Below are 25195 nucleotides of genomic sequence, written 5' to 3' on the forward strand. Positions count from 1 at the left end.
TTCGTCCGTTTTAACGTGTGGAGCATCACGGAAAGTGACAATCCGGGAGGAATCCGAGGATTCTCAGACGCCCGGCCACTCCGGCTTCCGCTTCTCGTTGAACGCCGCCACGCCCTCCGCCCGGTCCCCCGAGAACGCCACCGCCCGCCACGCCGCGTCCTCGACCTCCATGCCCGCCTTCAGGTCCAGGCCCTGGCCGAGCCGCAGCGCGCGCTTCGAGGCACGCAGGCCGACCGGGGAGTTCGCCGCCATCCGGCCCGCGAGCTCGAGCGCCGCCGTACGGGCGTCCTCCGCCAGCACGTCGACCAGTCCCAGCTCGCGCGCCTCCGGCGCCTCCACCCGCCGCGCCGTGAAGATCAGCTCGGCCGCCCGCGCCGCGCCCACCCGGCGCGGGAGCAGCTGCGTACCACCGCCGCCCGGGATCACGCCGACCGACACCTCGGGCAGCCCGACGACGGCCGTCGCGTCGGCCACGATCACGTCGCAGGCGAGCGCCAGCTCGTAGCCGCCGCCCAGGGCGAAGCCGTGGATCGCGGCGACGGTCGGCATCGGCAGGTCGAGCACGCCACCGTAGGCACCGCGCGAGACGGGCCGCTGGCGGACCATGTCGGCGTCCGTGAAGGAGTTCCGCTCCTTGAGGTCGGCGCCGACACAGAAGGCCTTGTCGTTGGAGGACGTCAGCACCGTCACCCGTACCGTGTCGTCCGCACCGAGCGCCGCGCAGGCCGCGCTGATCGAGCGCGCCATCTCCAGGGAGACCGCGTTCATCGCCTTGGGCCGGTCCAGGACCAGCTCGGCGACGTGCTCGTGCCTCCGGACCGCGACGAACTCACCAAAACGCTGCTCGGACATGACCACACCCTCCCGGTTAACGCCTGTTAACGACTGTTCACCGGGATCTTAGGGGGTGCCGGGCGGGTCGGGCCGGAAAAGGGGGCGGGTTCTGATGCGTGCGACCGCAAGGCGGAGGAAGGAGGCATGGCGGTGGGGGGCCTCCCGTGCCCGAGGGCTACGGGGGACCACGCACGCGGCGAGGGTGCGGGCCAGAACCCGCGAGCCCGGCCCGACCGCCCGGCGCGCCCTAAGTCGGGCGGCGGGTCAGCTGCCAGGGCTCCACGACACCGAGACCGCGCACGGGCCGCTGCCACATCGGCTGGAGCGCGAAGCGGTACGTCGGCGGCTGCTCGCCCTCCTTCTCGGCGCGGGCGGCCTCCTCGGCGGCCTGCGTCTCGGAGACGGGCGCGTCGCCGGTGCGGGTCAGCTCCTCGGCGAGCGCCCCGTCGACCAGGACGGTGTCCTTGGGCGCTATCGACGTGAGCCGGCTCGCCAGGTTCACCGTCGTACCGAAGACGTCGCCCATCCGGGTCGTCACCGTGCCGAAGGCGATGCCGACGCGCAGGGCGGGCATCGTCTCGTCGTGACTGAGCGTCTCGATCAGCCGCAGCGCGATCTCGGCGGCGGTGCCGGCGTCGTCGGCGGCGTACAGCACCTCGTCACCGAGGGTCTTGATGAGCCGGCCGCCGTGGGCGGCGACGAGGTCGGCGCAGGTGGTCTCGAAGGCCTCGACGAGCTCGCCGAGCTCCTCCTCCTCCAGGCGGCGGGTCAGCCGGGTGAACCCGACGAGGTCGGCGAAGCCGACGGCGAGCCGCCGGTCGACCATCTCCTCGTCGTCCGCGGCCTGCACGACGCGGCCGGTGGCGGCGGCGAGCTGGCGGCGCCAGACGTAGATCAGGAACTCCTCCAGCTCGGGCAGGAGCAGCTCGACCAGGGGGTACGTGACCTCGGTACGGGTCATCCCGGGCTCGGGCGGCTCGGTGAGGCCCTCCAGGAACGAGTCGATCTGCCACTCGGCGAGCCGGGCGGTGGTCTGACCGGTGGACCGGGCGACCTGGACGGCCATCGGCTCGCTGAGCAGCCCGGCCTCGACGAGACCGGCGAGGCGACGCAGGGCGAGGACGTCGGCCTCGGTGAGCGCCTTGGCCTGACCGATGTCGGCGAAGCCCATGGCACGCCAGAAGCGGGAGGCCAGCTCCATGGAGACGCCGGCGGTGCGGGCGGCCTGGAAGGGGGTGTAGCGGCGTTCCGCGCCGAGGATGAGCTGTTCGAGGCGGATCGCGAGGGGATCGTCGGTCGGCTCCGCCGTATGGTCGACGTGGTGGTGCGGGGTGGGGTACGCCGGTGGCTCGGCCTCGCCGCCGTTGTGCTCGTCGTCGACGGTCACCGGCCGCCTCCTGCCCGTTCCCTGCCCACTGCCCTGCCGATCTGTCGCCATGGATCGCGCTCCACGATACGACAGGTGTGTGCCAGCTCACGCCCACCGCGCACATCCACCTCACGTGCGGCGCCCACCCCGCCGCCCCGGCGGGGCGGCGGTCCGCCACCGTGGGTCAGGGTGCGGCTCGGACGTGGACGATGTCGCCCGCCGCCACCGCTTCCGTTCCGCCGCCCTCGGTCTCCACCACCAGGCGGCCGTCGCCGTCCACGGCGACCGCCTCGCCCTCCAGCATCCGTTCGCCCGGCAGGTCGGCCCGGATGTGGCGGCCCAGGGTCGAGCAGCCCGTCGTGTACGCCGCCTGCAGGCCGGACGCCTCGGGGTCGCCGTCCGCCCGCACCCACTCCCCGTACCACTGCTCCAGCGACCGCAGGATCGCCCGCAGCAGCGTGTCCCGGTCCGTCGAGATCGCGTTCGCCAGGAGCAGGGACCCCGCCCCCGGCACGGGCAGCTCGTCCTCCTTCAGCGTCACGTTGACGCCGATGCCGACGACGATGCCGTCCGCACCCGCCCGCTCGGCGAGGATCCCGCCGGTCTTCCGCTCCTCGCCCCCGACCGAAACCAGCAGGTCGTTCGGCCACTTGAGGGACAGGTCCACGCCGGCTGCCTTCGCGAGCCCGCTCGACGCGGCGACGCCGGCGAGCAGCGGGAGCCAGCCCCAGCGGTGCACCGGCACGTCCGGCTTGAACAGGACGGAGAAGAAGAGCCCGGCCCGCGGCGGCGACACCCAGTCGCGGTCGAGGCGGCCGCGCCCCGAGGTCTGCTCCTCGGCGACGAGCACCGCGCCCTCGGGCAGCTCGTCCGCGCGGGCGGCCAGGTCGGTGTTGGTGGATCCGGTCGTGGTGACGAGGTCGAGCGAGGTCCACAGACCGTCGGAGTGGACGAGCGCGCGGCGCAGCGCGGCGGCGTTGAGCGGGGGCCGGTCCAGGTCGGACCACCGCGCTCCTGAGGCATCGGAGGACGTCATGCAAGCCAGACTAGGTGTGGCAAACACCGCAGTGCCGAACCGTATCGGCGTCGATACCCTACGGATCAGTAGCCGGGCAGTAGCCCATTCGTACCCAACGAACCCCCGTGACCAGGCAGGGAGCCGCATCCCGATGTCCGAGTCGGTAGAGCCGCAAGAAATCGACATTCACACGACCGCGGGCAAGATCGCGGATCTGCAGCGCCGGATTGACGAGGCGACCCACGCCGGCTCCGAACGGGCGGTGGAGAAGCAGCACGCGAAGGGGAAGCTGACCGCGCGCGAGCGGATCGCGCTCCTCCTCGACGAGGGCTCGTTCGTGGAGCTCGACGAGCTGGCCCGGCACCGGTCCACCAACTTCGGCCTGGAGAAGACCCGCCCGTACGGCGACGGTGTGGTGACCGGCTACGGCACGGTGGACGGCCGTCCCGTCGCCGTCTTCTCACAGGACTTCACCGTCTTCGGCGGCGCGCTCGGCGAGGTCTTCGGCCAGAAGATCATGAAGGTGATGGACTTCGCCCTGAAGACCGGCTGCCCGGTCGTCGGCATCAACGACTCCGGCGGCGCCCGCATCCAGGAGGGAGTCATGGCCCTCGGCATGTACGGCGAGATCTTCCGCCGCAACACCCACGCCTCCGGTGTGATCCCGCAGATCTCCCTGGTCGTCGGCCCCTGCGCGGGCGGCGCGGTCTACTCCCCCGCGATCACCGACTTCACGGTGATGGTGGACCAGACCTCGCACATGTTCATCACCGGCCCTGACGTCATCAAGACGGTCACCGGCGAGGACGTCGGCTTCGAGGAGCTGGGCGGCGCCCGGACGCACAACACCACCTCCGGTGTCGCGCACCACATGGCGGGCGACGAGAAGGACGCGATCGAGTACGTCAAGTCCCTGCTGTCGTACCTCCCTTCGAACAACCTCTCGGAGCCGCCGGCCTTCCCCGAGGTCGCCGACACCGAGCCCTCGGACGAGGACCGCGAGCTGGACGTCCTGATCCCGGACTCCGCGAACCAGCCGTACGACATGCACACCGTCATCGAACACGTCGTCGACGACGGCGAGTTCCTGGAGACCCAGGCCCTGTTCGCGCCGAACATCCTCACCGGCTTCGGCCGCGTCGAGGGCTTCCCGGTCGGCATCGTCGCCAACCAGCCGATGCAGTTCGCCGGCTGCCTGGACATCAACGCGAGCGAGAAGGCCGCGCGGTTCGTCCGCACCTGCGACGCCTTCAACATCCCGGTCATCACCTTCGTCGACGTCCCGGGCTTCCTGCCCGGTGTCGACCAGGAGTACGGCGGCATCATCCGCCGGGGCGCCAAGCTGATCTACGCCTACGCCGAGGCGACGGTCCCGCTGATCACCGTCATCACCCGCAAGGCGTTCGGCGGCGCGTACGACGTCATGGGCTCCAAGCACCTGGGCGCCGACCTCAACCTCGCCTGGCCGACCGCCCAGATCGCCGTCATGGGCGCGCAGGGCGCGGTCAACATCCTGCACCGCCGCACCATCGCGGCGGCCGAGGACCAGGAGGCGGAGCGGGCGCGGCTGATCCAGGAGTACGAGGACACGCTCCTCAACCCGTACACGGCGGCCGAGCGCGGCTACATCGACGGCGTGATCATGCCGTCGGACACCCGCCCGCAGATCGTGAAGGGTCTGCGTCAGCTGCGCACGAAGCGGGAATCCCTGCCTCCGAAGAAGCACGGCAACATCCCCCTCTAGGCCTCTGGGAGTCGACATGATCAAGGTCGTACGAGGTAACCCGACCCCGGAGGAGCTGGCCGCCGCACTGGCGGTGGTCCAGGCCCGGGCCGCGGCGACGGCGGCGGCGTCCGCGGCCGGCGGCGGTCCGGTGCCCCCGGAGGGCTGGTCGGACCCGGCCCGTATCGCCCGTTCGGTACGGCCCCGGCCGGGACCGCGCTCGTGGGCGCGCTCCTACTGGCCCGCGTAGCGAGACCTGTACAGCGAGACCCGTACCGCAAGACCTGTACCGCGAGACCTGTACGCCGAAGGCCGGACCCCGTGTGCGGGGGGTCCGGCCTTTCGCGTGCGCGGGGAGCGTCGGTGGCGTCGTCACGCCCGGCGCAGGAAGATCCCCGCCAGGACCGCGCCCGCGAGCACGATCGCGGCGTTGACGAGGACCGCGAGGCCGATGCCGTCGAGGACCGTGGTGGAGGTGACCACGACGGCACTCATGATCGGCGTGCCCATCGTGATGCCGATCTGCTGGGTCATGGTGGCGAGGCCCGTCGCCATGCCCTGCTCGGAGTCGGGCAGTCCGGAGGTGGCGGTGACCATGAAGCCGACGATGGCGAGCATGTTGCCGACACCGCCCGTGAACGTGGCGACGAGCAGCAGCCAGAGCCAGCTCCGGTCGTCGCCGAGGGCGTAGAGGGAGACCGTGGCGGCCGCCTGGAGGAGTCCGCCGGCGACGAGGGCGGCCCGGGATCCGTACCGGCCGATGAAACGCGACGCGAGGACTCCGCCGAGGACCGTGCCCGCGCCGAGCACGCCGAAGGACAGACCGGCGGCGAGCGGCGAGAAGCCGAGGACGTCCTGGAGGTAGAGCGTCATCAGGAAGACCAGCGAGGTCTCGGTGACGAAGGCGACCAGCCCGGCGAGGTTGCCCCAGACGACGGTGCGGCGGGTGAGGATCCGGACGGGGACGAGGGGCGAGGCGGCGCGTCGCTCCACGAACCAGAAGGCGACGAGGAGGGCGACGCCCACGGGAAGCGCCAGGGGCTCGGTCGTGAGGCCGTAGACGAGGGCGAGCAGGCCGCCGGTGACCGTGATCGCGCCCGGGATGTCGAGGCGGGGGCGGACCTCGGGGCGGCTCTCCTTGAGCACGGCGGGCGCGACGAGGAGGACGGCGAGGGCGACGGGCACGTTGATGAAGAACGCCCAGCGCCAGGAGAGCAGATCGGTCAGGACTCCGCCGAGGATCGCGCCGGTGGTGAATCCGGCCGACATCAGCGCGCCGTTGAGCCCGAGCGCCTTGGCCCGCAGGGGGCCCTCCGGGAAGGAGGAGGTGAGCAGAGAGAGTCCGGCGGGGGTGACGGCGGCGGTGGCGAGGCCCTGGGCGACACGCGCGGCCATCAGCACCGCGGGGTCGGTGGCGAGGCCTCCGGCGAGGGAGGAGATCCCGAGGAGCGCCATCCCGACGAGGAAGAGCCGGCGGCGGCCGACGAGGTCGGCGACGCGCCCGAGGAGGAGGGTGAATCCGGCGGCGGCGAGGGCGAATGCCGTGGCGATCCACTGGAGGCCGGCCAGCGAGAAGCCGAGTCCTTCGCCCATGACGGGCAGCGCGACGTTCAGGATCGAGAAGTCGACGGCCAGCATGAACTGGGCGACGAGGAGGACGAGGAGGACGAGCCGCATCCGTCCGTCCATCCGGGCGGCGGGCGGGGTGTCGGCCTGAGGCCGGACATCGGTGGCAACCATGAGCGGACCCCTTAATGGGCTTCTGGTTCCGTTAAGATGTCCCGTACCGTAGCAGACTCCGAAGCGTTAATGGAACAGGAGACCCGTTTGAGCGAGAGCCAGCCGGCTGTGCCCGGCACCGTGCGTCCCGGGGGCCGTACCGCGAAGGTGCGCCGGGCCGTCCTCGAAGCGACCGAGGACGCCCTGGCCGCCACCGGCTTCCACGGGCTGAACATGGACCACGTCGCCGCGAGCGCGGGCGTCGGCAAGACGACCGTCTACCGGCGCTGGGGCTCCCCCGTCGGCCTCGTCGCCGACCTGCTGCGCGACATGGCGGAGCAGTCCCTGCCGGCCTCCGACACCGGCAGCCTGGCCGGGGACCTCCGGGCCAACGCCGCGCTCGTCACCAGGACCCTCACCGACCCCCGGATGGGTGGCGTCTTCCGCGCGGTCATCGCGGCCGCGGCCTGCGACGAGGAGTGCGCGGAGGCGCTGAACGGCTTCTACCGGGCCCGCCTGGAGGAGTGGGCCCCGGTGGTCAAGCGGGGCGCCTCGCGCGGCGAGATCCCGCCGGAGACGGACGCGCTCGAGCTGCTGCGCGCGGTCTCGGCGCCGCTCTACTACCGCTTCATGATCACGCGTGAGCCGCTGGGCCCGGAGGACGCCGAGCGGGCGGTCCGGGCGGCGCTGACGGCGGCGGGCGCGGGGGTGTTCACCCCGATGTGACTAGTTCGTCGGCACGGGGTCGCTTGAGTACGGGTACTCAGGCGCCCCGGCCCTCGCGCGAGCAGGATCGGAGGCATGCTGTGGTCCGACCCGGAGAACGAGCCGCCGAAGGAGATGCGCGACATGCAGGCGATGCTGCGTCGCGCGTCGATCCTGCTGGCCCTGGCGATGGTGGTGGCGATGTTCGTGGTCGGCGTCCACTGACCGGCGGGCACGCGTCGGGGGCGGACGCCGCGTCACGGGTACGGGTGGTGGGCGCATACCCCTTCGGGGCGCGGCCTCCGGGGAGCGTCCGTACTGGCTACGCTTCCCCCATGACTGCTGATCGCCGCCGTGTCGTGCTCGCCTCCGCCTCACCCGCCCGTCTCGGACTGCTGCGGCAGGCCGGACTCGCTCCCGAGGTCATCGTGAGCGGCGTCGACGAGGACAAGGTGCACGCCCCGACCCCCGCCGAACTCGCCCTCGCGCTCGCCGAGGCCAAGGCCGCCCACGTGGCCGCCCGCCCCGAGGTCTTCGGCGCACTCGTCATCGGCTGCGACTCGGTCCTCGAGCTCGACGGCCAGGCCCTCGGCAAGCCCGCCGACCCCGAGGAGGCCACCGCCCGATGGAAGGCCATGCGGGGCCGGGTGGGCATCCTCCAGACGGGTCACTGCGTATACGACACGGCCGCCAAGCGCTACGAGTCGGCGACCGCCTCCACCGTGGTCCGCTTCGGCGAGCCCAGTGACGCCGAGATCGCCGCGTACGTGGCGAGCGGCGAACCGCTGCACGTGGCGGGCGCGTTCACCCTCGACGGCCGCTCGGCGCCGTTCATCGACGGCATCGACGGCGACCCGGGCAATGTGATCGGCCTGTCGCTGCCCCTGCTGCGGACGCTGCTCGCCAAGCTCGGGGTCTCCATCACCGACCTGTGGCACTGAGCCACGAGGGACCTGGGGGGACCCCTAGGCGGGCGCCGGCTCCCCCTCGGGGACGTCGACGCCCTTCCCGTACGCCACCAGCGTCAGCACGATCAGTCCGAGCACCACGGTCATGAACGCGAAGGCGCCCCAGCCGATCAGACCGACCGTCACCGCGCCCAGCAGCCCGTGCACCACGGCGCAGCCGATGAGCAGGGCCCGGCCCGCGCGCCCGGGCCGCTTGTCGCGGACGCCGGCGAGCAGCGCGACGGTGGCGCAGAGGGCGAGCAGCAGGCCGGAGACGATCCCGAGCACCCATGTGCCCGTGACCATGGCGTCCGGGTCGAGTCCGTCGAGGGACATCGACTGGGCTTCGACGAACCGTGCCATGACGGCGTTGAGCGCGACGATGCCCGGCGCCTCCAGGAACAGCACCCCCGCCGTCACGAGCGCTATCGGTCTGCGGGCCACTTCGGCCACCCCCTGTATACGGCTGTTACCGACAGTACGTACGACTGCGCGAAGGCTACTGCCGGGTAAACCCGCGGACAAGGGTCGGCGACGGACGAAGCCGTGGCAAAGAATCATTGCGCCATTCGTAGGGACTCCACAAAGAATCCGTATCAGCGAGTGATCGCCCGAACAGAGACCTGCGCCACACGAGCGAGCTACTGTGCCGTAGAGGAACCCTGCGTACCGTGGTGCGACAAGGGATTTCACGAGCCCGAACGCCTCGTATCACGCTCCGTGTGGGCAAGCTCACCACTGGGGACGGGTCGAAAAGACGTGTCGGCAGTCCCTAAACTCAGCTTGTTTTCAAGGAGGGAGCCATCGTGCGCAAGGTGCTCATCGCCAACCGTGGCGAAATCGCTGTCCGCGTCGCCCGGGCGTGCCGGGATGCGGGGATCGCGAGCGTAGCCGTCTACGCCGAGCCGGACCGGGACGCGCTGCACGTCCGCGCGGCCGACGAGGCGTTCGCCCTGGGCGGTGACACCCCGGCCGCCAGCTATCTGGACATGGCCAAGGTGCTCCAGGCCGCGAAGGACTCCGGCGCGGACGCCATCCACCCGGGCTACGGCTTCCTCTCCGAGAACGCCGACTTCGCCCAGGCCGTGCTCGACGCCGGTCTGACCTGGATCGGCCCCCCGCCGCAGGCCATCCGTGACCTCGGTGACAAGGTCGCGGCCCGTCACATCGCGCAGCGCGCCGGTGCGCCCCTGGTCGCCGGCACCCCCGACCCGGTCTCCGGGGCGGACGAGGTCGTGGCCTTCGCCGAGGAGCACGGTCTGCCGATCGCGATCAAGGCCGCGTTCGGCGGTGGCGGCCGCGGTCTGAAGGTCGCCCGCACTCTCGAAGAGGTCCCCGAGCTCTACGACTCCGCCGTCCGCGAGGCCGTCGCCGCGTTCGGCCGTGGGGAGTGCTTCGTCGAGCGTTACCTCGACAAGCCCCGCCACGTCGAGACCCAGTGCCTGGCCGACTCGCACGGCAACGTGGTCGTCGTCTCCACCCGCGACTGCTCGCTCCAGCGCCGCCACCAGAAGCTGGTGGAGGAGGCCCCGGCGCCGTTCCTCTCCGAGGAGCAGAACGCGCAGCTCTACAGCGCGTCGAAGGCGATCCTGAAGGAGGCCGGCTACGTCGGCGCCGGCACGGTCGAGTTCCTGGTCGGCCTCGACGGCACGATCTCCTTCCTGGAGGTCAACACCCGCCTCCAGGTCGAGCACCCGGTCACCGAAGAGGTCACCGGCATCGACCTCGTCCGGGAGATGTTCCGCATCGCCGACGGCGAGGAGCTGGGCTACGACGACCCGGCCATAAGGGGTCACTCCTTCGAGTTCCGTATCAACGGCGAGGACCCGGGCCGGAACTTCCTGCCCGCGCCCGGCACGGTCACCACGTTCGACGCGCCGACCGGCCCCGGTGTCCGCCTGGACGCCGGTGTCGAGTCCGGCTCGGTCATCGGCCCGGCCTGGGACTCGCTCCTGGCCAAGCTGATCGTCACCGGCGCCACGCGCGAGCAGGCGCTCCAGCGCGCCGCCCGCGCGCTCGCGGAGTTCAAGGTGGAGGGCATGGCCACGGCCATCCCGTTCCACCAGGCCGTCGTCGTCGACCCGGCGTTCACCGCGGACCCGTTCCGGGTCCACACCCGGTGGATCGAGACCGAGTTCGACAACCAGATCAAGCCCTTCGCCCCGGGCGGTGCCGAGGCCGAGGAGGACGAGTCCGGCCGCGAGACCATCGTCGTCGAGGTCGGCGGCAAGCGCCTGGAGGTCTCGCTCCCGTCCTCGCTCGGCATGTCCCTGGCCCGCACGGGCCTGGCCGCCGGCGCCAAGCCGAAGCGCCGTGCCGCGAAGAAGTCCGGCCCGACGGCCTCCGGCGACACCCTCGCCTCCCCGATGCAGGGAACGATCGTGAAGGTGGCGGTCGAGGAGGGCCAGGAGGTCAAGGAGGGCGATCTGATCGTCGTCCTGGAGGCCATGAAGATGGAGCAGCCGCTCAACGCGCACCGCTCCGGCACGATCAAGGGCCTGTCGGCGGAGGTCGGCGCCTCGGTGACGTCCGGCGCGGCGATCTGCGAGATCAAGGACTGATCACCGCACCTGTCGCAGAGCTGGACACAGGTACGGTACGAAGGGCCCGCAGGCACACCACCTGCGGGCCCTTCGCCCGTATCCGGAGGGAGGCCCCATGCGCGCCGACGCGCGCCGCAACCACGAGCGGCTGCTGACCGAGGCACGTACCGTCTTCGCCGAACACGGCACGGACGCCTCGCTGGAGGACGTCGCCCGGCGTGCGGGGGTCGGTATCGGGACGCTCTACCGTCACTTCCCCACCCGCGAGGCGCTGATCAACGCCGTGTTCCAGGAGGCCCTGGCGGCGCTGCTCCAGCGGGGCAGGGAGCTGGCGGAGGCCGAGGAGCCGTGCCCGGCGCTCGTGGAGTGGCTGCGCTCCCTGATCACTCATGCGGGTGAGTACCGCGGACTCTCGCGGGCGCTGATGACGGCCATGTCGGGCTCGCGGGACGCGCGTTCGGCGCTCGCGCAGTGCGGTGTTCCGCTGCGCGCGGCGGGCGAGACCCTGCTGTCACGGGCCCAGGAGGCGGGCACGGTACGTGACGACGTGTCGATCGGCGATCTGATGCAGCTCACCAACGCGATCGCGCTGGCCGCCGAACAGTCTCCGGAGGACGAGGAGTTGGCCGACCGCCTTCTCGCCCTGACCCTGCGGGGCCTGAAGCGCTGAGCTGAAGTGCCGAGCCTGTAGCGCTGAGCCTGCGCACCGGCCTGAAGGGCTGAGCCCGAGGCCTGAGGGACGGAGCCCGAGCCGCTCGGCCCCCTGGGGGAGGGGCCACCGGATCGCGTCTCAGCGCCTGCGCATGTCCGCCACCCGCGCCGCACGCTCGGGGGCGAGCACCTCACTCGTCAACGCCCCTCCCGCGCTGCGGAGTTGACCGCCCGGGTGGCGGCCCCGCTGGCCCGGCAGCGGGACGTCGCGGCGGGGGCGTCCGGGCGGGGGGACCGCGTCACCACCCACGCCGGTGCCCGCCACGGCGATCTGGACGCCCTGGTCGGCCAGCGCCTGGAGCTCCGTCGCGGCCCGGTCGTCGTGCGCCGGGGGCTCGTCGGTCACCAGCCGGGTGATCACGTCCGTCGGCACCGTCTGGAACATGGTGTCGGTGCCGAGCTTGGTGTGATCGGCCAGGACCACGACCTCCGCCGCCGCCTGCACCAGCGCCCGGTCCACGCTCGCGGAGAGCATGTTGGACGTGGAGAGCCCGCGCTCGGCGGTCAGACCGCTGCCGGAGAGGAAGGCCCGGGAGACCCGCAGCCCCTGGAGGGACTGCTCGGCCCCGCTGCCCACCAGCGCGTAGTTGGAGCCGCGCAGCGTGCCGCCGGTCATGACGACCTCGACCCGGTTGGCGTGGGCCAGCGCCTGGGCGACGAGCAGGGAGTTGGTGACCACGGTCAGACCGGGCACGCGGGCGAGCCGGCGCGCCAGCTCCTGCGTGGTGGTCCCGGCACCGACGACGATGGCCTCGCCCTCTTCGACGAGGCTCGCGGCGACATCGGCGATGGCCGTCTTCTCCGCGGTCGCGAGATGGGATTTCTGCGGGAAACCGGACTCCCGGGTGAACCCGCCCGGGAGTACCGCACCGCCGTGCCGGCGGTCGAGGAGTCCTTCTGCCTCCAGTGCCCGCACGTCTCGCCGTACGGTCACTTCTGAGGTCTGGACGACGCGGGCGAGCTCCCGGAGCGACACGGCTCCGTTGGCGCGCACCATTTCGAGGATCAACTGACGACGTTCTGCAGCGAACACGAAACTGACAGTAACCTGACCGGCCGGAACTTTTCAGCACTATGCGCCGAATTGCAGAAGATGCGCACAGACGGGGCCTCCAAGTGATATGGGAGGCCCCGTCGTTGATCGTTCTATGCCCCGCCTTGCCGGGGGTTGTCCAGATCGCCCCAGGCGGGAGGGCGGGTCAGCCCTCGCCCGTCGCCTTTCGGGTGTGCAACTGCCGTGCCACTTCCGCGATCGAGCCCGACAGGGAGGGGTACACGGTGAAAGCGTTTGCGATCTGTTCGACCGTCAGATTGTTGTCGACCGCGATCGAGATGGGGTGGATCAGCTCGCTCGCCCGGGGGGCGACGACACAGCCGCCGACGACGATCCCGGTGCCCGGACGGCAGAAGATCTTGACGAAGCCGTCCCGGATGCCCTGCATCTTCGCGCGCGGGTTGCGCAGCAGCGGCAGCTTGACGACCCGGGCGTCGATCTTGCCCGCGTCCACGTCGGCCTGCGTGTAACCGACGGTCGCGATCTCCGGGTCGGTGAAGACGTTCGAGGAGACCGTCTTCAGGTTCAGCGGGGCCACCGCGTCACCGAGGAAGTGGTACATCGCGATCCGGCCCTGCATGGCCGCCACCGAGGCGAGCGCGAAGACACCCGTCACGTCACCGGCCGCGTAGACGCCGGGGGCGGAGGTGCGGGAGACCTTGTCGGTCCAGATGTGCCCGGAGTCCTTCAGCCGGACCCCGGCCTCCTCCAGACCCATTCCGGCCGAGTTCGGGATGGCGCCGACGGCCATCAGGCAGTGGGTGCCGGAGATGACCCGGCCGTCGGAGAGGGTGACCTCGACCCGGTCGCCGACCCGCTTGGCGGACTCGGCGCGGGAGCGGGCCATGACGTTCATGCCGCGGCGGCGGAAGACGTCCTCCAGGACGGCGGCGGCGTCCGGGTCCTCGCCGGGCAGCACGCGGTCGCGGGAGGAGACGAGCGTGACCCGGGAGCCGAGGGCCTGGTAGGCGCCGGCGAACTCGGCGCCGGTGACACCCGAGCCGACCACGATGAGCTCCTCGGGGAGCTCCTTGAGGTCGTAGACCTGGGTCCAGTTGAGGATCCGCTCGCCGTCGGGCTGGGCGTCGGGGAGCTCGCGCGGGTGGCCGCCGGTCGCGATCAGCACGGCGTCGGCGGTCAGGGTCTCCTCGGAACCGTCGGCGGCGGTGACGATCACCTGGCGCGAGCCGTCCGTCGCCTGGCGGCCGGAGAGCCGGCCGCGGCCGCGCAGCACCCGGGCGCCGGCCCGGGTGACGGAGGCGGTGATGTCGTGGGACTGGGCGAGCGCCAGGCGCTTCACCCGTCGGTTGACCTTGCCGAGGTCGACGCCCACGACGCGGGCGGCCTGCTCCACGTGGGGGGTGTCGTCGGCGACGATGATGCCCAGCTCCTCGTACGAGGAGTCGAAGGTGGTCATCACCTCGGCCGTCGCGATGAGCGTCTTCGAGGGGACGCAGTCGGTCAGGACGGACGCGCCGCCGAGACCGTCGCAGTCGACGACGGTCACCTCCGCGCCGAGTTGGGCGCCCACCAGGGCAGCCTCGTATCCGCCGGGTCCGCCGCCGATGATCACGATCCGGGTCACTGGGATCTACGCCTCGCGCTCTCGTTCTGCCGGGGGGTCCCCCGCTGGGCTGCAGTGCGTACGCCATTGTCCCGCACGCTTCAAGTGCGTACCCCATTGTCCCGTACGCCGGCGGTGGTCTCTCCCCGGGGCTCCGTACGGCCCCCGCCGCGGTCCCGGTCACGGACTTCCACGGACACCTCTCCCCTCCCGTACCCTCGACCCCATGTCGCTCTACGCCGCGTACGCCGGCAACCTCGACGCGCGGCTCATGACCCGCCGCGCCCCGCACTCCCCGCTGCGCGGCACCGGCTGGCTGAACGGCTGGCGGCTCACCTTCGGCGGCGAGCAGATGGGCTGGGAGGGGGCGCTGGCCACCATCGTCGAGGCCCCGCGGTCCCAGGTCTTCGTCGCGCTGTACGACATCGCTCCGATGGACGAGGAGTCGATGGACCGCTGGGAGGGCGTCGGCCTGGACATCTACCGGCGGATGCGGGTGCGCGTGCACACCCTGGACGGCGACGAGTCCGCCTGGGTGTACGTCCTCAACGCCTACGAGGGCGGCCTGCCGTCGGCCCGCTACCTGGGCGAGGTCGCCGACGCGGCGGAGTCCGCGGGCGCCCCCCACGACTACGTGATGGAGCTGCGCAAGCGCCCGTGCTGACGTGGCCGGACCGGCGAGGTCCCAGGGCGTCCTCCGCGCGGGTGGCGGGGTGGTCGCGGGGGCGTTTGTCGGAAACGACAAGACAACGATCGCATGTCCGTCCGCACTGTCATCTACGCGCGTAGGAATTCTCGGGCTACGCTTCTGCGGGTACGAAATCCGTCCGGGGCTCCCCTCGGACCCCCCTCCCCGAGGCGAGAGAGTCAGTGAACGCAACTGCCACCCCGTACGAGGCCGCCGAGGCCGCTGCCGCGCGTCTTCGCGAGCTGACCGGAATCGAGACCCACGACGTGGCGCTCGTCATGGGCTCCGGCTGGGCGCCGGCCGTCGACGCCCTCGGCGCCCCGGAGGCCGAGTTCCCCGTGACCGAGCTGCCCGGCTTCCCGCCGCCGGCCGTCGAGGGACACGGCGGCAAGGTCCGCTCGTACAAGATCGGCGCCAAGCACGTCCTGGTCTTCCTGGGCCGCACCCACTTCTACGAGGGCCGGGGCGTCGCCTCCGTCGCCCACGGGGTGCGCACCGCCGTCGCCGCCGGCTGCAAGACCGTCGTCCTGACCAACGGCTGTGGTGGCCTGCGCGAGGGCATGCGCCCCGGCCAGCCGGTCCTGATCAGCGACCACATCAACCTGACGGCCGCCTCGCCGATCGTCGGCGCGAACTTCGTGGACCTCACCGACCTGTACTCGCCGCGGCTGCGCGCGCTGTGCAAGGAGGTCGACGAGACCCTCGAAGAGGGCGTCTACGTGCAGTTCCCCGGGCCGCACTACGAGACCCCGGCCGAGATCAACATGGTCCGCGTCATGGGCGGCGACCTGGTCGGCATGTCCACCGTCCTGGAGGCCATCGCGGCCCGCGAGGCGGGCGCCGAGGTCCTGGGCATCTCCCTGGTCACCAACCTGGCGGCGGGCCTCTCGGGCGAGCCGCTGAACCACGAAGAGGTCCTCCAGGCGGGCCGCGACTCGGCCGCCCGGATGGGCGAGCTCCTGACGCGGGTCCTGGACCGGATCTGAGGTGTGGCGGGGCGGGGGCGGGGGCCGCTGCCTGCGGCTCCTCCCCCGCCCCGCCCCTTCTCCCGGACCGGGGGCGAGCCCCCGGACCCCCGTACGGCCCGCTGCCGTGAGGCTCGGGGTCCGGGGCGGAGCCCCGGTTTCGGGAAGGGGCGGGGCGGGGCAAGGCTCCGCCCAGCGGGCACCCACCGACCCGCGCCCCGCCCCCGCCCACCCGGCCTCACCCACCCGTACACCCCGAAAGGCACACCGTGACGCAGGACGACCTCCTCGCCCGGGCCCAGGCCTGGCTCGCCGAGGATCCCGACAGTGAGACCCGCGAGGAGCTCGCCGAGCTCATCGAGGCCGGCGCGACGGACGAGCTCGCCGCCCGGTTCGCGGGCACGCTCCAGTTCGGTACCGCCGGACTCCGCGGCGAGCTGGGCGCCGGTCCGATGCGCATGAACCGCTCGGTCGTCATCAGGGCCGCCGCCGGACTCGCCGCGTACCTGAAGGCCAAGGGCCAGGCCGGCGGGCTCGTCGTCGTCGGCTACGACGCCCGCTACAAGTCGGCCGACTTCGCCCGCGACACCGCCGCCGTGATGACCGGTGCCGGTCTGCGCGCGGCCGTGCTCCCCCGCCCGCTTCCGACGCCCGTCCTCGCGTACGCCATAAGGCATCTGGGCGCCGTCGCCGGTGTCGAGGTGACCGCGAGCCACAACCCGCCGCGCGACAACGGCTACAAGGTCTACCTGGGCGACGGCTCGCAGATCGTGCCGCCCGCCGACGCCGAGATCGCCGCCGAGATCGACGCGGTGCGTTCCCTGAACGACGTCCCGCGCCCCGAGACCGGCTGGGAGACCCTCGGCGACGAGGTCCTGGAGGCCTATCTGGCGCGTACGGACGCCGTCCTGAGCCCCGGCTCCCCGCGGTCCGTCCGCACCGTCTACACGGCCATGCACGGTGTCGGCAAGGACGTCCTCACGGCCGCCTTCGCCCGCGCCGGCTTCCCGCCGCCCGCGCTCGTCGCCGAGCAGGCCGAGCCGGACCCGGCGTTCCCGACGGTCGCCTTCCCGAACCCGGAGGAGCCGGGCGCGATGGACCTCGCCTTCGAGGCGGCCCGCGCCGTGGACCCCGACATCGTGATCGCCAACGACCCGGACGCCGACCGCTGCGCCGTGGCCGTGCCGGACCCGGCGGCCCGGGGCGGCTGGCGGATGCTGCGCGGTGACGAGGTGGGCGCTCTGCTCGCCGCGCACCTGGTGCACAAGGGGGCCCGGGGCGTCTTCGCCGAGTCGATCGTGTCGTCCTCGCTGCTCGGCCGGATCGCCGAGGCGGCGGGCGTCGGCTACGAGGAGACGCTGACCGGCTTCAAGTGGATCGCCCGCGTGGACGGCCTGCGCTACGGCTACGAGGAGGCCCTGGGCTACTGCGTCGACCCCGAGGGCGTCCGCGACAAGGACGGCATCACGGCGGCGCTGCTCGTCGCCGAGCTGGCCTCGGTGCTCAAGGAGCAGGACCGTACGCTCACGGATCTGCTGGACGACCTGGCGGTGGCCCACGGGCTCCACGCCACGGACCAGCTGTCGGTGCGGGTCGAGGACCTGAGCATCATCGCGAACGCGATGAGCGCGCTGCGCTCGCGGCCGCCCGTCCAGCTCGCGGGTCTGACGGTGACCACGGCCGAGGACCTGACGAAGGGCACGGAGTCGCTGCCCCCGACGGACGGCCTGCGGTACTACCTGGAGGGCGACTACAAGGCCCGGGTGATCGTCCGCCCGTCCGGCACCGAGCCCAAGCTCAAGTGCTACCTGGAGGTCGTGGTCCCGGTCGCCCACGCGAGCGAGCTGACGACGGCGCGCGCGAAGGGCGCGGAGATCCTCGCCGCGATCAAGCGTGACCTGTCGGAGGCGGCAGGCCTGTAGCCGCCCCTGGTCCGCGTGAGGCCCGTACGGAATCGCTTCCGTACGGGCCTCCGGCCTTTTCCCGTACGGGTGAAATCGGTACGGCGGTCGGCCCAACGCGCGTCCCGCGATCAGGTGGCTCCGGCCAGGGTGACCCGGTGTCCCGCCGAGCCTCCTGGAGCCGCCCCCGTGCCCCCGGTCCTGACCGTCCGACCGACCGTCCCCGCCTCCCGGAAGCCACCGCACCCGCCCGGTGAGCGCCTGCCGGAACGGGTGCGCGGCACACTGCGGCACGCCGCTCCGGCGCTCCTCGGCTATCTGGCCGTACGGCTCCTGGGGCTGCTCGTGCTGGGCCGCTGGGTGCACATGCGGGGGCACGGGATCTGGCCGGCGCTGGCGACGTCCTGGGACTCGCGCTGGTACCTCGGGATCGCGGACCACGGCTACGAGCCCGGGCCCGGGGAGCCGCCCGGTCATCGGACGATGGCCTTCTTCCCGCTCTACCCGGCCCTGATCAAGGCGGTGGCGGCGGTCACCCCCGGATCGCGCGCCTCCGTCGGCCTGGTCCTCGCGGTGCTCTGCTCGGTCGCCGCCGCCTGGGGCGTCTTCGCGGTCGGCGACCGGCTGTACGGGCGCCGGGTGGGAACGGTCCTCGCGGTGCTCTGGGGCGCGCTGCCGGTCGCTGTCGTCCAGTGGATGGGGTACACGGAGTCGCTGTTCACCGCGCTGGCCGCCTGGGCGCTGTACGCGGCCCTGGACGGACGCTGGGCCTGGGCGGCGGGTCTGGCCGTCGGAGCGGGGCTGACCCGGCCGACCGGGGTCGCCGTCGCCGCGGCGGTGGCGGCCGCCGGGCTGCTCGCGGCCCGTCGCGGCAGCCGGCCCGCGCTCGTCGCCGCGCTCGTCGCTCCCCTGGGCTGGCTGGGCTACGTCGGCTGGGTGGGGCTCCGCCTGGGGCGCTGGGACGGCTACTTCGCGGTGCAGAGGTCCTGGAGCAACACCTGGGACGGCGGATCGTTGACGCTGCGTCAACTGCGCAGGCATCTCGTCTACGCCCAGGACCCGCAGCTCTTCCTGGTCATGGTCTCGCTCGTGCTGATCGCCGCCGCCGCGCTGTTCCCGCTCTGCGTCGCCGACCGGCAGCCGCTGCCGCTGCTGGTCTTCACGGGGGTGCTGCTCCTGGTGGTCCTGGGCAGCGGGGGCGTGTACTTCCCCCGAGCCCGGTTCCTGCTGCCGGGCTTCCCGCTGCTGCTCCCGCTCGCCCTCGCGGTCGGCCGGGCCCGCCGCCATGTCGCCGCCCTGGTGCTCGGCGCGGCGGCGCTCTCGTCGGCGTGGCTCGGCGCGTACATGCTGCTCGTGTGGGCGGGCGCGCCGTGAGTCCCGTGCGTAGGGACTCCGGGGTCAGCCGGTGGCGAGCAGGATCACGAGCAGGACGAGGCCCGCCGTCGCCGGCGCGATGATCTCGTACGCCCAGCGCACGCGCGGCTCCCCCTGCGCCTCAGGGCGCCCCGCGCACCGCTCCGCGAGCTCCCGCAGATCGGCGATCGTCCGGTCGGCCGGAGCGAGCCGCCCCGCGTCGCCGGCCGTCGCGCGGCCGTGCGGATCGTCGTTGGCGCGCGCCTGCTGCCGGGCCGCACGCTTGCGCTGCCGCAGCGAGACGGGCACGGCCCAGAGCTGGTACCTGCCGCCGGCCTGGGTGAACGCCTCGCTGGAGTACCCGGCGCGGACGTCCGCGACGGAGGCCCAGGGCAGCGTGATGTACCGGAAGGGGTTACGGATCCGCAGCCGGTCCTCGTTGGCGTACACCGCCGGGCGGATCGTGAACGCCACGACGAGCGGCACCACGAGCAGCAGACTCGCGAGCGCCAGCCACGGCGTGCGCCCCGCGCCCCTGACCATCGCGTCGACGCAGAACCAGACGGTCAGACCGAGCAGCAGGACACCGCCCGCGATCCCGAGGGGTGAACGGAAGACACGGTCGGCGTAGGCCGGCTCGGCGGGCGGCTGGGGGCTCGTCATGGTGCCGATTCTGCCTCAGCCCCCGCCGCCGGGCTCAGGCGGCTCGGGTGACCAGATCGGCGTAGAGAATGATGTTGTCGGGGCGGTGGCCGTCCACCAGCTCTCCCCCGCAGGTGATCAGCCGCAGCTCGGGCCGCTCGGTGTCCCCGTAGACCTTCCGGGTGGGGAACACCTTCTTGTCCACCTGCTCCAGCTCGCGGACGCGGAAGACGGCCTCGGTGCCGTCGGCGCGCGCGACGGTGATCTCGTCCCCGACGCGGACCTTCGCGACGTTCTTGAGTACGGCGGGGCCCCGGGCGGTGTCGAAGTGACCGATCAGGACGGCGGGGCCGGTCTCGCCGGGCGTCACGCCCTTGTCGTACCAGCCGATGCGCTCCGCGTCCGCCTCGGAGGGGACCTCGACGGTCCCGTCCCCGGCGAGCCCCAGCTCCAGCACGGGCCCGGTGTCGACCCCGGCGGCCGGCACCCGGACCCGGACCGGCTTGGAGCGCGGCAGCGGCACGACGGACGCCTTCGGCGCCGGCGCCCGGGTCTCGGTGACCTTCGCGGGCGGGCCGGCGGCGGGCGCCGCCGTGCCGGCGCAGCCCGTGAGGGCGGCCAGGACGGCGAGGACGAGCAGGGCGGGGGCGGTACGGCGGCGGTTCACGGGGCGGCTCCGAACGAGGTGCGGCCGGCCGTCGCACGGGGTGTGGGTGCGACGGCCGGCCAGGGTGGGGTGGTGCTCCTGCTCGGGTCAGTGGCAGGTGTGAGGAGGCGTGGGTACGGCCGTCAGCCGCGGGCGCCCGCGGTGCGGCGGCGGAGGGCGAGGAAGCCGAGGCCCGCGGCGGCCAGGGACGCGGCGCCCGCGCCGGCCGCGAACAGCGCGGTGTGGTCGGTGCGGGTGTCCAGGTCGGCCCCGGCGGCGACGCCGCCCTGCGGGACGACGGTGGTCTGCGTGGTCGTGGTGGTCTGCGTGGTCTGCGTCGTCTTGCCCTGCTGTCGGTCGGCGAGCCAGTCCGCGCGCAGTTCTCCGTTCCAGGAGAGCGTCACCTCGATCTCAGAGCCGAAGACCCGCTTGTCGAAGGTCTTGCCCTCCTGGTCGACGGACAGCCGGCCGACCTCCTTCTCCCCCTTGAAGATCTTCGCCGTGATGTCACCGCCCTTCCGGTGCGCGATCCCCTTGTAGCCGTGCCCCAGGACCTGCCAGCCCGAGAACTCGCCGAGCCACTCCGACTCCTCCTCGGTCGGGGTGGGCGTCGGCTCCGGCGCCGGGGTCTCGTTCTTCACGGGCTTCGGGGCCGCCTGGACCTTCGAGCCGGGGATGTACGCGGCCATTCCACCGTCGCTCTCCAGGACGACCACGGCCTTGCCGTACGACCAGACCGAGCGGTCCGCGTAGAGGTACATGAAGCCGCGGCCCTTGCCGTTCTCGATCAGCTGGAGGCCGTAGCGCCCGTCCTTCGCCCTGCCCAGCTCGATGCGGGTGCCGTCGGCCAGTTCGTACGTGCCGAGGTCAGCGCCGGGGAGGTAGTTACCGGTCCAGTCCAGGGTGCGGCCGTCCGCGTAGAGGACGAAGAAGGCGCCGTTGTTGTTTCCGGCCACCGGGCGGTTGGCGGTTTCGAAGGCGCCGACCTTGTGACCGTCGATGAACAGCTCGGCACGGTGGTAGTGCTCGCCGATCTTGTAGATCTTGGCGATGGTGCCGTCGGTGAGGGTCTCGGTACGGACGAGAGTGCCGGCGTCGTCGATGGCGGGCTTGATGTCGATGTCGGGCTTCGCCTCGGACGCCGGCCCGGTGGCCTGCTTCGGCTTCGCCTCGGCGGCGAAGGCGGCTCCGGCGGTGAGGGCCGGGGTGACGCCGAGGCCCGCGAGGAGGGCGGTGACGACGGCGGTACGGAGGGCGGTGCGCATAACGACTCCCGTGAATCAGTACAGGTCGGGTGAGGAAGAGCCGCATGCCGCTGACATCTCGTTCGGGTGGGGCCGGTGAGTTCTGGCTGGCTGCAGGAAGAACGTTAGTGATCTTGTATCGAGGACTTGTCCGCTCCATGTCACGACGGTGTGACAGGGGCCACGAATTGCCTTCCGGAACCCTGGGGCTGTACAGGCCGCTACGCGCGTAGATATGCTCGACTGGTGACCATGCCCACCACTGCATCCGCAGCATCTGCTTTCGCCGACGTGACCGCGTCCGACAGTGCGCTGCGCCGCTTCCTCCACGGGCTGCCCGGCGTCGACGCCGTCGGCCTGGAGGCGCGCGCCGCGTCCCTCGGCACCCGCTCGATCAAGACCACGGCCAAGGCCTACGCCATTGACCTGGCCATTTCCATGATCGACCTGACGACGCTCGAAGGTGCGGACACCCCGGGCAAGGTCCGGGCGCTCGCCGCCAAGGCCGTCAACCCCGATCCGACCGACCGTACGACCCCGACGACCGCCGCGGTCTGCGTCTACCCCGACATGGTGGCGACCGCCAAGGCCGCCCTGAAGGGCTCCGCCGTCAAGGTCGCCTCCGTCGCCACCGCCTTCCCGGCCGGCCGCGCCGCACTCGACGTGAAGCTCGCGGACACCCGCGACGCCGTCGCCGCGGGCGCCGACGAGATCGACATGGTGATCGACCGCGGCGCCTTCCTCGCGGGGAAGTACATGAAGGTCCTTGAGGAGATCCGGGCCGTGAAGGAGGCCTCCGGCGAGGCCCGCCTGAAGGTCATCTTCGAGACCGGCGAGCTCTCCACGTACGACAACATCCGCCGCGCCTCCTGGCTCGGCATGATGGCGGGCGCCGACTTCATCAAGACCTCGACCGGAAAGGTCGCGGTCAACGCCACCCCGGCCAACACGCTCCTGATGCTGGAGGCCGTGCGCGACTTCCGCGCGCAGACCGGCGTCCAGATCGGCGTGAAGCCGGCCGGCGGCATCCGCAACACCAAGGAAGCCATCAAGTTCCTGGTCCTGGTCAACGAGACCGTCGGCGAGGACTGGCTGGACAACCACTGGTTCCGCTTCGGTGCCTCCAGCCTGCTCAACGACCTGCTCATGCAGCGTCAGAAGCTGGCGACCGGCCGCTACTCCGGCCCCGATTACGTGACGGTGGACTGATCATCATGGCATCTGCATTCGAGTACGCACCGGCGCCCGAGTCCCGGTCCGTCGTCGACATCGCCCCCTCCTACGGCCTGTTCATCGACGGCGAGTTCGTCGACGCGGCCGAGGGCAAGGTCTTCAAGACCGTCTCCCCCTCCACCGAGGAGGTCCTCGCCGAGGTCGCCCAGGCGGGCGCCGAGGACGTCGACCGCGCGGTGAAGGCGGCGCGGCGGGCGTTCGAGAAGTGGTCGGCGCTGCCCGGCTCCGAGCGCGCCAAGTACCTCTTCCGGATCGCCCGGATCGTCCAGGAGCGCAGCCGTGAGCTGGCCGTCCTGGAGACCCTGGACAACGGCAAGCCGATCAAGGAGACGCGCGACGCGGACCTCCCGCTGGTCGCCGCGCACTTCTTCTACTACGCGGGCTGGGCCGACAAGCTCGACCACGCGGGCTACGGCGCGAACCCCCGCCCGCTCGGCGTGGCCGGCCAGGTCATCCCGTGGAACTTCCCGCTGCTCATGCTGGCGTGGAAGATCGCCCCGGCGCTCGCGACCGGCAACACGGTCGTGCTGAAGCCCGCCGAGACGACCCCGCTCTCCGCCCTGTTCTTCGCGGACATCTGCCGCCAGGCCGGGCTGCCGAAGGGCGTCGTCAACATCCTTCCCGGTTACGGGGACACGGGCGCCGCGCTCGTCGAGCACCCGGACGTGAACAAGGTCGCCTTCACCGGCTCGACCGCGGTCGGCAAGTCGATCGCCCGCTCCGTCGCCGGCACGCACAAGAAGGTGACCCTGGAGCTGGGCGGCAAGGGCGCGAACATCGTCTTCGACGACGCCCCCATCGACCAGGCCGTCGAGGGCATCGTCAACGGCATCTTCTTCAACCAGGGCCAGGTCTGCTGCGCGGGCTCGCGCCTGCTGGTCCAGGAGTCGATCGAGGACGAGCTGCTCGACAGCCTGAAGCGGCGGCTCTCCACGCTCCGCCTGGGCGACCCGCTCGACAAGAACACCGACATCGGCGCCATCAACTCGTCGGAGCAGCTGGCCCGCATCACCTCGCTCGTGGACCGCGGCGAGGCCGAGGGCGCCGAGCGCTGGACCGCCGCGTGCGAGATCCCGGCCGCCGGTTACTGGTTCGCCCCGACGCTCTTCACGGGCGTCACGCAGGCGCACACCATCGCCCGCGACGAGATCTTCGGCCCGGTCCTGTCGGTGCTGAGCTTCCGTACGCCGGACGAGGCCGTCGCCAAGGCCAACAACAGCCAGTACGGCCTGTCGGCCGGCATCTGGACGGAGAAGGGCTCGCGGATCCTGGCCGTGGCCAACAAGCTCCGCGCGGGTGTCGTCTGGGCCAACACGTTCAACAAGTTCGACCCGACCTCGCCCTTCGGCGGCTACAAGGAGTCGGGCTTCGGCCGCGAGGGCGGTCGCCACGGCCTGGAGGCGTACCTCGATGTCTGACCGTCTTTCCGTCTTCAAGACCTACAAGCTGTACGTGGGCGGGAAGTTCCCGCGTTCCGAGAGCGGCCGGGTGTACGAAGTGCAGGACAGCAAGGGCAAGTGGCTGGCCAACGCTCCCCTCTCCTCCCGCAAGGACGCCCGTGACGCGGTCGTCGCCGCGCGCAAGGCGTTCGGCGGCTGGTCGGGCGCGACGGCGTACAACCGCGGCCAGATCCTCTACCGCATCGCCGAGATGCTGGAGGGCCGCCGGGACCAGTTCGTGGCCGAGGTGGCGGACGCGGAGGGCCTGTCGAAGTCCAAGGCGGCCGCGGTCGTCGACGCGGCCGTCGACCGCTGGGTCTGGTACGCGGGCTGGACCGACAAGATCGCCCAGATCGTGGGCGGGGCGAACCCGGTGGCGGGCCCGTACTTCAACCTGTCGACCCCGGAGCCGACGGGCGTCGTGACGGTCGTGGCCCCCCAGGACTCGTCCTTCCTCGGCCTGGTCTCGGTCATCGCCCCGGTGATCGCGACCGGCAACACCGTGGTCGTGATCGCGAGCGAGAAGGCGCCGCTGCCGGCGCTCTCCCTGGGCGAGGTGCTCGCCACCTCCGACCTGCCGGGCGGTGTCGTGAACATCCTCTCCGGCAAGGCCGCGGAGATGGGCCCGCACCTGGCGGCCCACCAGGATGTCAACGCGATCGATCTGACGGGCGCGGACGCGGAGCTGGCGCGCGAGCTGGAGGTCGCGGCGGCGGACAACCTCAAGCGGGTCCTGCGCCCGCGCGCGGTGGACTTCGCGGAGTCCCCGGGCACGGAGCGGATGACGGCCTTCCTGGAGACGAAGACCGTCTGGCACCCCACGGGCTCCCTGGGCGCGAGCGGCTCGTCGTACTGACGGCTCGGCGCACCGACGCGAAGGCCCCCGGGTGCACCCGG

At 72.0% G+C, this 25195-nt stretch carries 24 protein-coding genes; 14 read left to right on the forward strand and 10 right to left on the reverse strand.

The features are described 5' to 3' along the window. Nucleotides 1-63: 63 nt before the first annotated feature. From ACZ3OF_RS11590 to ACZ3OF_RS11600, 3 genes are all read right to left on the reverse strand, one after another. The gene (locus ACZ3OF_RS11590) at nucleotides 64-852 is read right to left on the reverse strand and encodes an enoyl-CoA hydratase/isomerase family protein (protein WP_361667967.1); all 789 of its coding nucleotides are present in this window, start codon (nucleotides 850-852) and stop codon (nucleotides 64-66) included. A 229-nt stretch (nucleotides 853-1081) separates the two neighbouring features. Next, nucleotides 1082-2221, reverse strand: coding sequence for an adenylate/guanylate cyclase domain-containing protein (locus ACZ3OF_RS11595; RefSeq protein ID WP_361667965.1), 1140 nt, complete (start codon nucleotides 2219-2221; stop codon nucleotides 1082-1084). Between the two features lie 166 nt (nucleotides 2222-2387). Beyond that, nucleotides 2388-3239: a biotin--[acetyl-CoA-carboxylase] ligase gene (locus tag ACZ3OF_RS11600; RefSeq protein WP_361667963.1), complete on the reverse strand. Its 852-nt coding sequence runs from the start codon at nucleotides 3237-3239 to the stop codon at nucleotides 2388-2390. Between the two features lie 133 nt (nucleotides 3240-3372). On the opposite strand from ACZ3OF_RS11600, the gene ACZ3OF_RS11605 reads away from it, so the two are divergent. Then, nucleotides 3373-4965: an acyl-CoA carboxylase subunit beta gene (locus ACZ3OF_RS11605; protein ID WP_361667960.1), complete on the forward strand. Its 1593-nt coding sequence runs from the start codon at nucleotides 3373-3375 to the stop codon at nucleotides 4963-4965. A gap of 16 nt (nucleotides 4966-4981) precedes the next feature. Further along, nucleotides 4982-5194, forward strand: a complete 213-nt coding sequence (locus tag ACZ3OF_RS11610) for an acyl-CoA carboxylase epsilon subunit (protein WP_361667957.1) — start codon at nucleotides 4982-4984, stop codon at nucleotides 5192-5194. A gap of 122 nt (nucleotides 5195-5316) precedes the next feature. On the opposite strand, the gene ACZ3OF_RS11615 is transcribed toward ACZ3OF_RS11610, so the two are convergent. Next, nucleotides 5317-6684, reverse strand: coding sequence for an MFS transporter (locus ACZ3OF_RS11615; RefSeq protein WP_361667955.1), 1368 nt, complete (start codon nucleotides 6682-6684; stop codon nucleotides 5317-5319). 69 nt (nucleotides 6685-6753) lie between these two features. Between ACZ3OF_RS11615 and ACZ3OF_RS11620 the strand changes: the two genes are divergently transcribed. From ACZ3OF_RS11620 to ACZ3OF_RS11630, 3 genes are all read left to right on the forward strand, one after another. Next, a complete protein-coding gene (locus tag ACZ3OF_RS11620; RefSeq protein ID WP_361667953.1) occupies nucleotides 6754-7389 on the forward strand; it encodes a TetR/AcrR family transcriptional regulator in 636 nt (211 codons plus the stop codon). A gap of 75 nt (nucleotides 7390-7464) precedes the next feature. After that, nucleotides 7465-7593: a morphogenic membrane protein MmpB gene (gene mmpB, locus ACZ3OF_RS11625; RefSeq protein WP_361442946.1), complete on the forward strand. Its 129-nt coding sequence runs from the start codon at nucleotides 7465-7467 to the stop codon at nucleotides 7591-7593. Nucleotides 7594-7703: 110 nt separating this feature from the next. Next, a complete protein-coding gene (locus ACZ3OF_RS11630; RefSeq protein ID WP_361667949.1) occupies nucleotides 7704-8309 on the forward strand; it encodes a nucleoside triphosphate pyrophosphatase in 606 nt (201 codons plus the stop codon). A gap of 24 nt (nucleotides 8310-8333) precedes the next feature. Here ACZ3OF_RS11630 and ACZ3OF_RS11635 read toward each other — a convergent pair whose 3' ends face one another. Beyond that, nucleotides 8334-8759, reverse strand: a complete 426-nt coding sequence (locus tag ACZ3OF_RS11635) for a hypothetical protein (protein WP_361667946.1) — start codon at nucleotides 8757-8759, stop codon at nucleotides 8334-8336. Nucleotides 8760-9121: 362 nt separating this feature from the next. Here ACZ3OF_RS11635 and ACZ3OF_RS11640 point away from each other — a divergent pair, with 362 nt between their 5' ends. Both ACZ3OF_RS11640 and ACZ3OF_RS11645 read left to right on the forward strand, forming a co-directional pair. Then, nucleotides 9122-10876: an acetyl/propionyl/methylcrotonyl-CoA carboxylase subunit alpha gene (locus tag ACZ3OF_RS11640; RefSeq protein ID WP_361667944.1), complete on the forward strand. Its 1755-nt coding sequence runs from the start codon at nucleotides 9122-9124 to the stop codon at nucleotides 10874-10876. 97 nt (nucleotides 10877-10973) lie between these two features. Further along, complete coding sequence (locus ACZ3OF_RS11645) at nucleotides 10974-11528, forward strand: TetR/AcrR family transcriptional regulator (protein ID WP_361667941.1); 555 nt, start codon at nucleotides 10974-10976, stop codon at nucleotides 11526-11528. 120 nt (nucleotides 11529-11648) lie between these two features. On the opposite strand, the gene ACZ3OF_RS11650 is transcribed toward ACZ3OF_RS11645, so the two are convergent. Together ACZ3OF_RS11650 and ACZ3OF_RS11655 are read right to left on the reverse strand one after the other, a co-directional pair. Beyond that, nucleotides 11649-12602 (reverse strand): DeoR/GlpR family DNA-binding transcription regulator, encoded by a 954-nt coding sequence (locus ACZ3OF_RS11650; protein WP_361667938.1) that lies wholly within the window; start codon nucleotides 12600-12602, stop codon nucleotides 11649-11651. A gap of 166 nt (nucleotides 12603-12768) precedes the next feature. Next, complete coding sequence (locus ACZ3OF_RS11655) at nucleotides 12769-14208, reverse strand: NAD(P)H-quinone dehydrogenase (RefSeq protein ID WP_361442928.1); 1440 nt, start codon at nucleotides 14206-14208, stop codon at nucleotides 12769-12771. Nucleotides 14209-14413: 205 nt separating this feature from the next. Here ACZ3OF_RS11655 and ACZ3OF_RS11660 point away from each other — a divergent pair, with 205 nt between their 5' ends. The 4 genes from ACZ3OF_RS11660 to ACZ3OF_RS11675 all read left to right on the forward strand — a co-directional run bounded on the left by ACZ3OF_RS11660 (nucleotide 14414) and on the right by ACZ3OF_RS11675 (nucleotide 19115). Then, nucleotides 14414-14851, forward strand: coding sequence for a gamma-glutamylcyclotransferase family protein (locus tag ACZ3OF_RS11660; RefSeq protein WP_352190175.1), 438 nt, complete (start codon nucleotides 14414-14416; stop codon nucleotides 14849-14851). 206 nt (nucleotides 14852-15057) lie between these two features. Next, a complete protein-coding gene (locus ACZ3OF_RS11665) occupies nucleotides 15058-15861 on the forward strand; it encodes a purine-nucleoside phosphorylase (protein WP_260231530.1) in 804 nt (267 codons plus the stop codon). 248 nt (nucleotides 15862-16109) lie between these two features. Beyond that, nucleotides 16110-17762, forward strand: a complete 1653-nt coding sequence (locus tag ACZ3OF_RS11670) for a phospho-sugar mutase (RefSeq protein WP_361667935.1) — start codon at nucleotides 16110-16112, stop codon at nucleotides 17760-17762. Nucleotides 17763-17930: 168 nt separating this feature from the next. Next, a complete protein-coding gene (locus ACZ3OF_RS11675; protein WP_467304223.1) occupies nucleotides 17931-19115 on the forward strand; it encodes a hypothetical protein in 1185 nt (394 codons plus the stop codon). Nucleotides 19116-19139: 24 nt separating this feature from the next. Here ACZ3OF_RS11675 and ACZ3OF_RS11680 read toward each other — a convergent pair whose 3' ends face one another. The 3 genes from ACZ3OF_RS11680 to ACZ3OF_RS11690 all read right to left on the reverse strand — a co-directional run bounded on the left by ACZ3OF_RS11680 (nucleotide 19140) and on the right by ACZ3OF_RS11690 (nucleotide 21647). Continuing rightward, on the reverse strand, nucleotides 19140-19757 hold the full coding sequence (locus tag ACZ3OF_RS11680; RefSeq protein WP_361667927.1) for a PH domain-containing protein: 618 nt from the start codon (nucleotides 19755-19757) through the stop codon (nucleotides 19140-19142). Between the two features lie 34 nt (nucleotides 19758-19791). Then, the gene (locus ACZ3OF_RS11685; RefSeq protein ID WP_467304224.1) at nucleotides 19792-20403 is read right to left on the reverse strand and encodes a class F sortase; all 612 of its coding nucleotides are present in this window, start codon (nucleotides 20401-20403) and stop codon (nucleotides 19792-19794) included. Between the two features lie 122 nt (nucleotides 20404-20525). After that, nucleotides 20526-21647, reverse strand: a complete 1122-nt coding sequence (locus ACZ3OF_RS11690; protein WP_467304226.1) for a hypothetical protein — start codon at nucleotides 21645-21647, stop codon at nucleotides 20526-20528. 231 nt (nucleotides 21648-21878) lie between these two features. Here ACZ3OF_RS11690 and deoC point away from each other — a divergent pair, with 231 nt between their 5' ends. Genes deoC through ACZ3OF_RS11705 form a run of 3 tightly spaced genes read left to right on the forward strand, consistent with a single transcriptional unit; the run spans nucleotide 21879 to nucleotide 25154 of the window. Next, entirely contained in the window at nucleotides 21879-22835 is a 957-nt protein-coding gene (gene deoC / locus ACZ3OF_RS11695; RefSeq protein ID WP_361667917.1) for a deoxyribose-phosphate aldolase, read from the forward strand. A gap of 5 nt (nucleotides 22836-22840) precedes the next feature. Then, nucleotides 22841-24277 (forward strand): aldehyde dehydrogenase family protein, encoded by a 1437-nt coding sequence (locus ACZ3OF_RS11700; RefSeq protein ID WP_361667915.1) that lies wholly within the window; start codon nucleotides 22841-22843, stop codon nucleotides 24275-24277. Further along, on the forward strand, nucleotides 24270-25154 hold the full coding sequence (locus tag ACZ3OF_RS11705; protein ID WP_361667913.1) for an aldehyde dehydrogenase family protein: 885 nt from the start codon (nucleotides 24270-24272) through the stop codon (nucleotides 25152-25154). The genes ACZ3OF_RS11700 and ACZ3OF_RS11705 overlap by 8 nt, the downstream gene beginning before the upstream one ends. Nucleotides 25155-25195: the final 41 nt, after the last annotated feature.

It is taken from the genome of Streptomyces sp. NPDC022552 (assembly GCF_055561875.1).

Excerpts from the sequence above, each read along its gene's own strand:
- deoC (WP_361667917.1), top strand. The coding sequence starts at position 21,879 with ATGCCCACCACTGCATCCGCAGCATCTGCTTTCGCCGACGTGACCGCG.
- ACZ3OF_RS11605 (WP_361667960.1), top strand. The coding sequence starts at position 3,373 with ATGTCCGAGTCGGTAGAGCCGCAAGAAATCGACATTCACACGACCGCG.
- ACZ3OF_RS11600 (WP_361667963.1), bottom strand. The coding sequence starts at position 3,239 with ATGACGTCCTCCGATGCCTCAGGAGCGCGGTGGTCCGACCTGGACCGG.
- ACZ3OF_RS11705 (WP_361667913.1), top strand. The coding sequence starts at position 24,270 with ATGTCTGACCGTCTTTCCGTCTTCAAGACCTACAAGCTGTACGTGGGC.
- ACZ3OF_RS11615 (WP_361667955.1), bottom strand. The coding sequence starts at position 6,684 with ATGGTTGCCACCGATGTCCGGCCTCAGGCCGACACCCCGCCCGCCGCC.
- ACZ3OF_RS11700 (WP_361667915.1), top strand. The coding sequence starts at position 22,841 with ATGGCATCTGCATTCGAGTACGCACCGGCGCCCGAGTCCCGGTCCGTC.
- ACZ3OF_RS11690 (WP_467304226.1), bottom strand. The coding sequence starts at position 21,647 with ATGCGCACCGCCCTCCGTACCGCCGTCGTCACCGCCCTCCTCGCGGGC.
- mmpB (WP_361442946.1), top strand. The coding sequence starts at position 7,465 with ATGCTGTGGTCCGACCCGGAGAACGAGCCGCCGAAGGAGATGCGCGAC.
- ACZ3OF_RS11660 (WP_352190175.1), top strand. The coding sequence starts at position 14,414 with ATGTCGCTCTACGCCGCGTACGCCGGCAACCTCGACGCGCGGCTCATG.
- ACZ3OF_RS11620 (WP_361667953.1), top strand. The coding sequence starts at position 6,754 with ATGGAACAGGAGACCCGTTTGAGCGAGAGCCAGCCGGCTGTGCCCGGC.
- ACZ3OF_RS11590 (WP_361667967.1), bottom strand. The coding sequence starts at position 852 with ATGTCCGAGCAGCGTTTTGGTGAGTTCGTCGCGGTCCGGAGGCACGAG.
- ACZ3OF_RS11680 (WP_361667927.1), bottom strand. The coding sequence starts at position 19,757 with ATGACGAGCCCCCAGCCGCCCGCCGAGCCGGCCTACGCCGACCGTGTC.
- ACZ3OF_RS11610 (WP_361667957.1), top strand. The coding sequence starts at position 4,982 with ATGATCAAGGTCGTACGAGGTAACCCGACCCCGGAGGAGCTGGCCGCC.
- ACZ3OF_RS11630 (WP_361667949.1), top strand. The coding sequence starts at position 7,704 with ATGACTGCTGATCGCCGCCGTGTCGTGCTCGCCTCCGCCTCACCCGCC.
- ACZ3OF_RS11645 (WP_361667941.1), top strand. The coding sequence starts at position 10,974 with ATGCGCGCCGACGCGCGCCGCAACCACGAGCGGCTGCTGACCGAGGCA.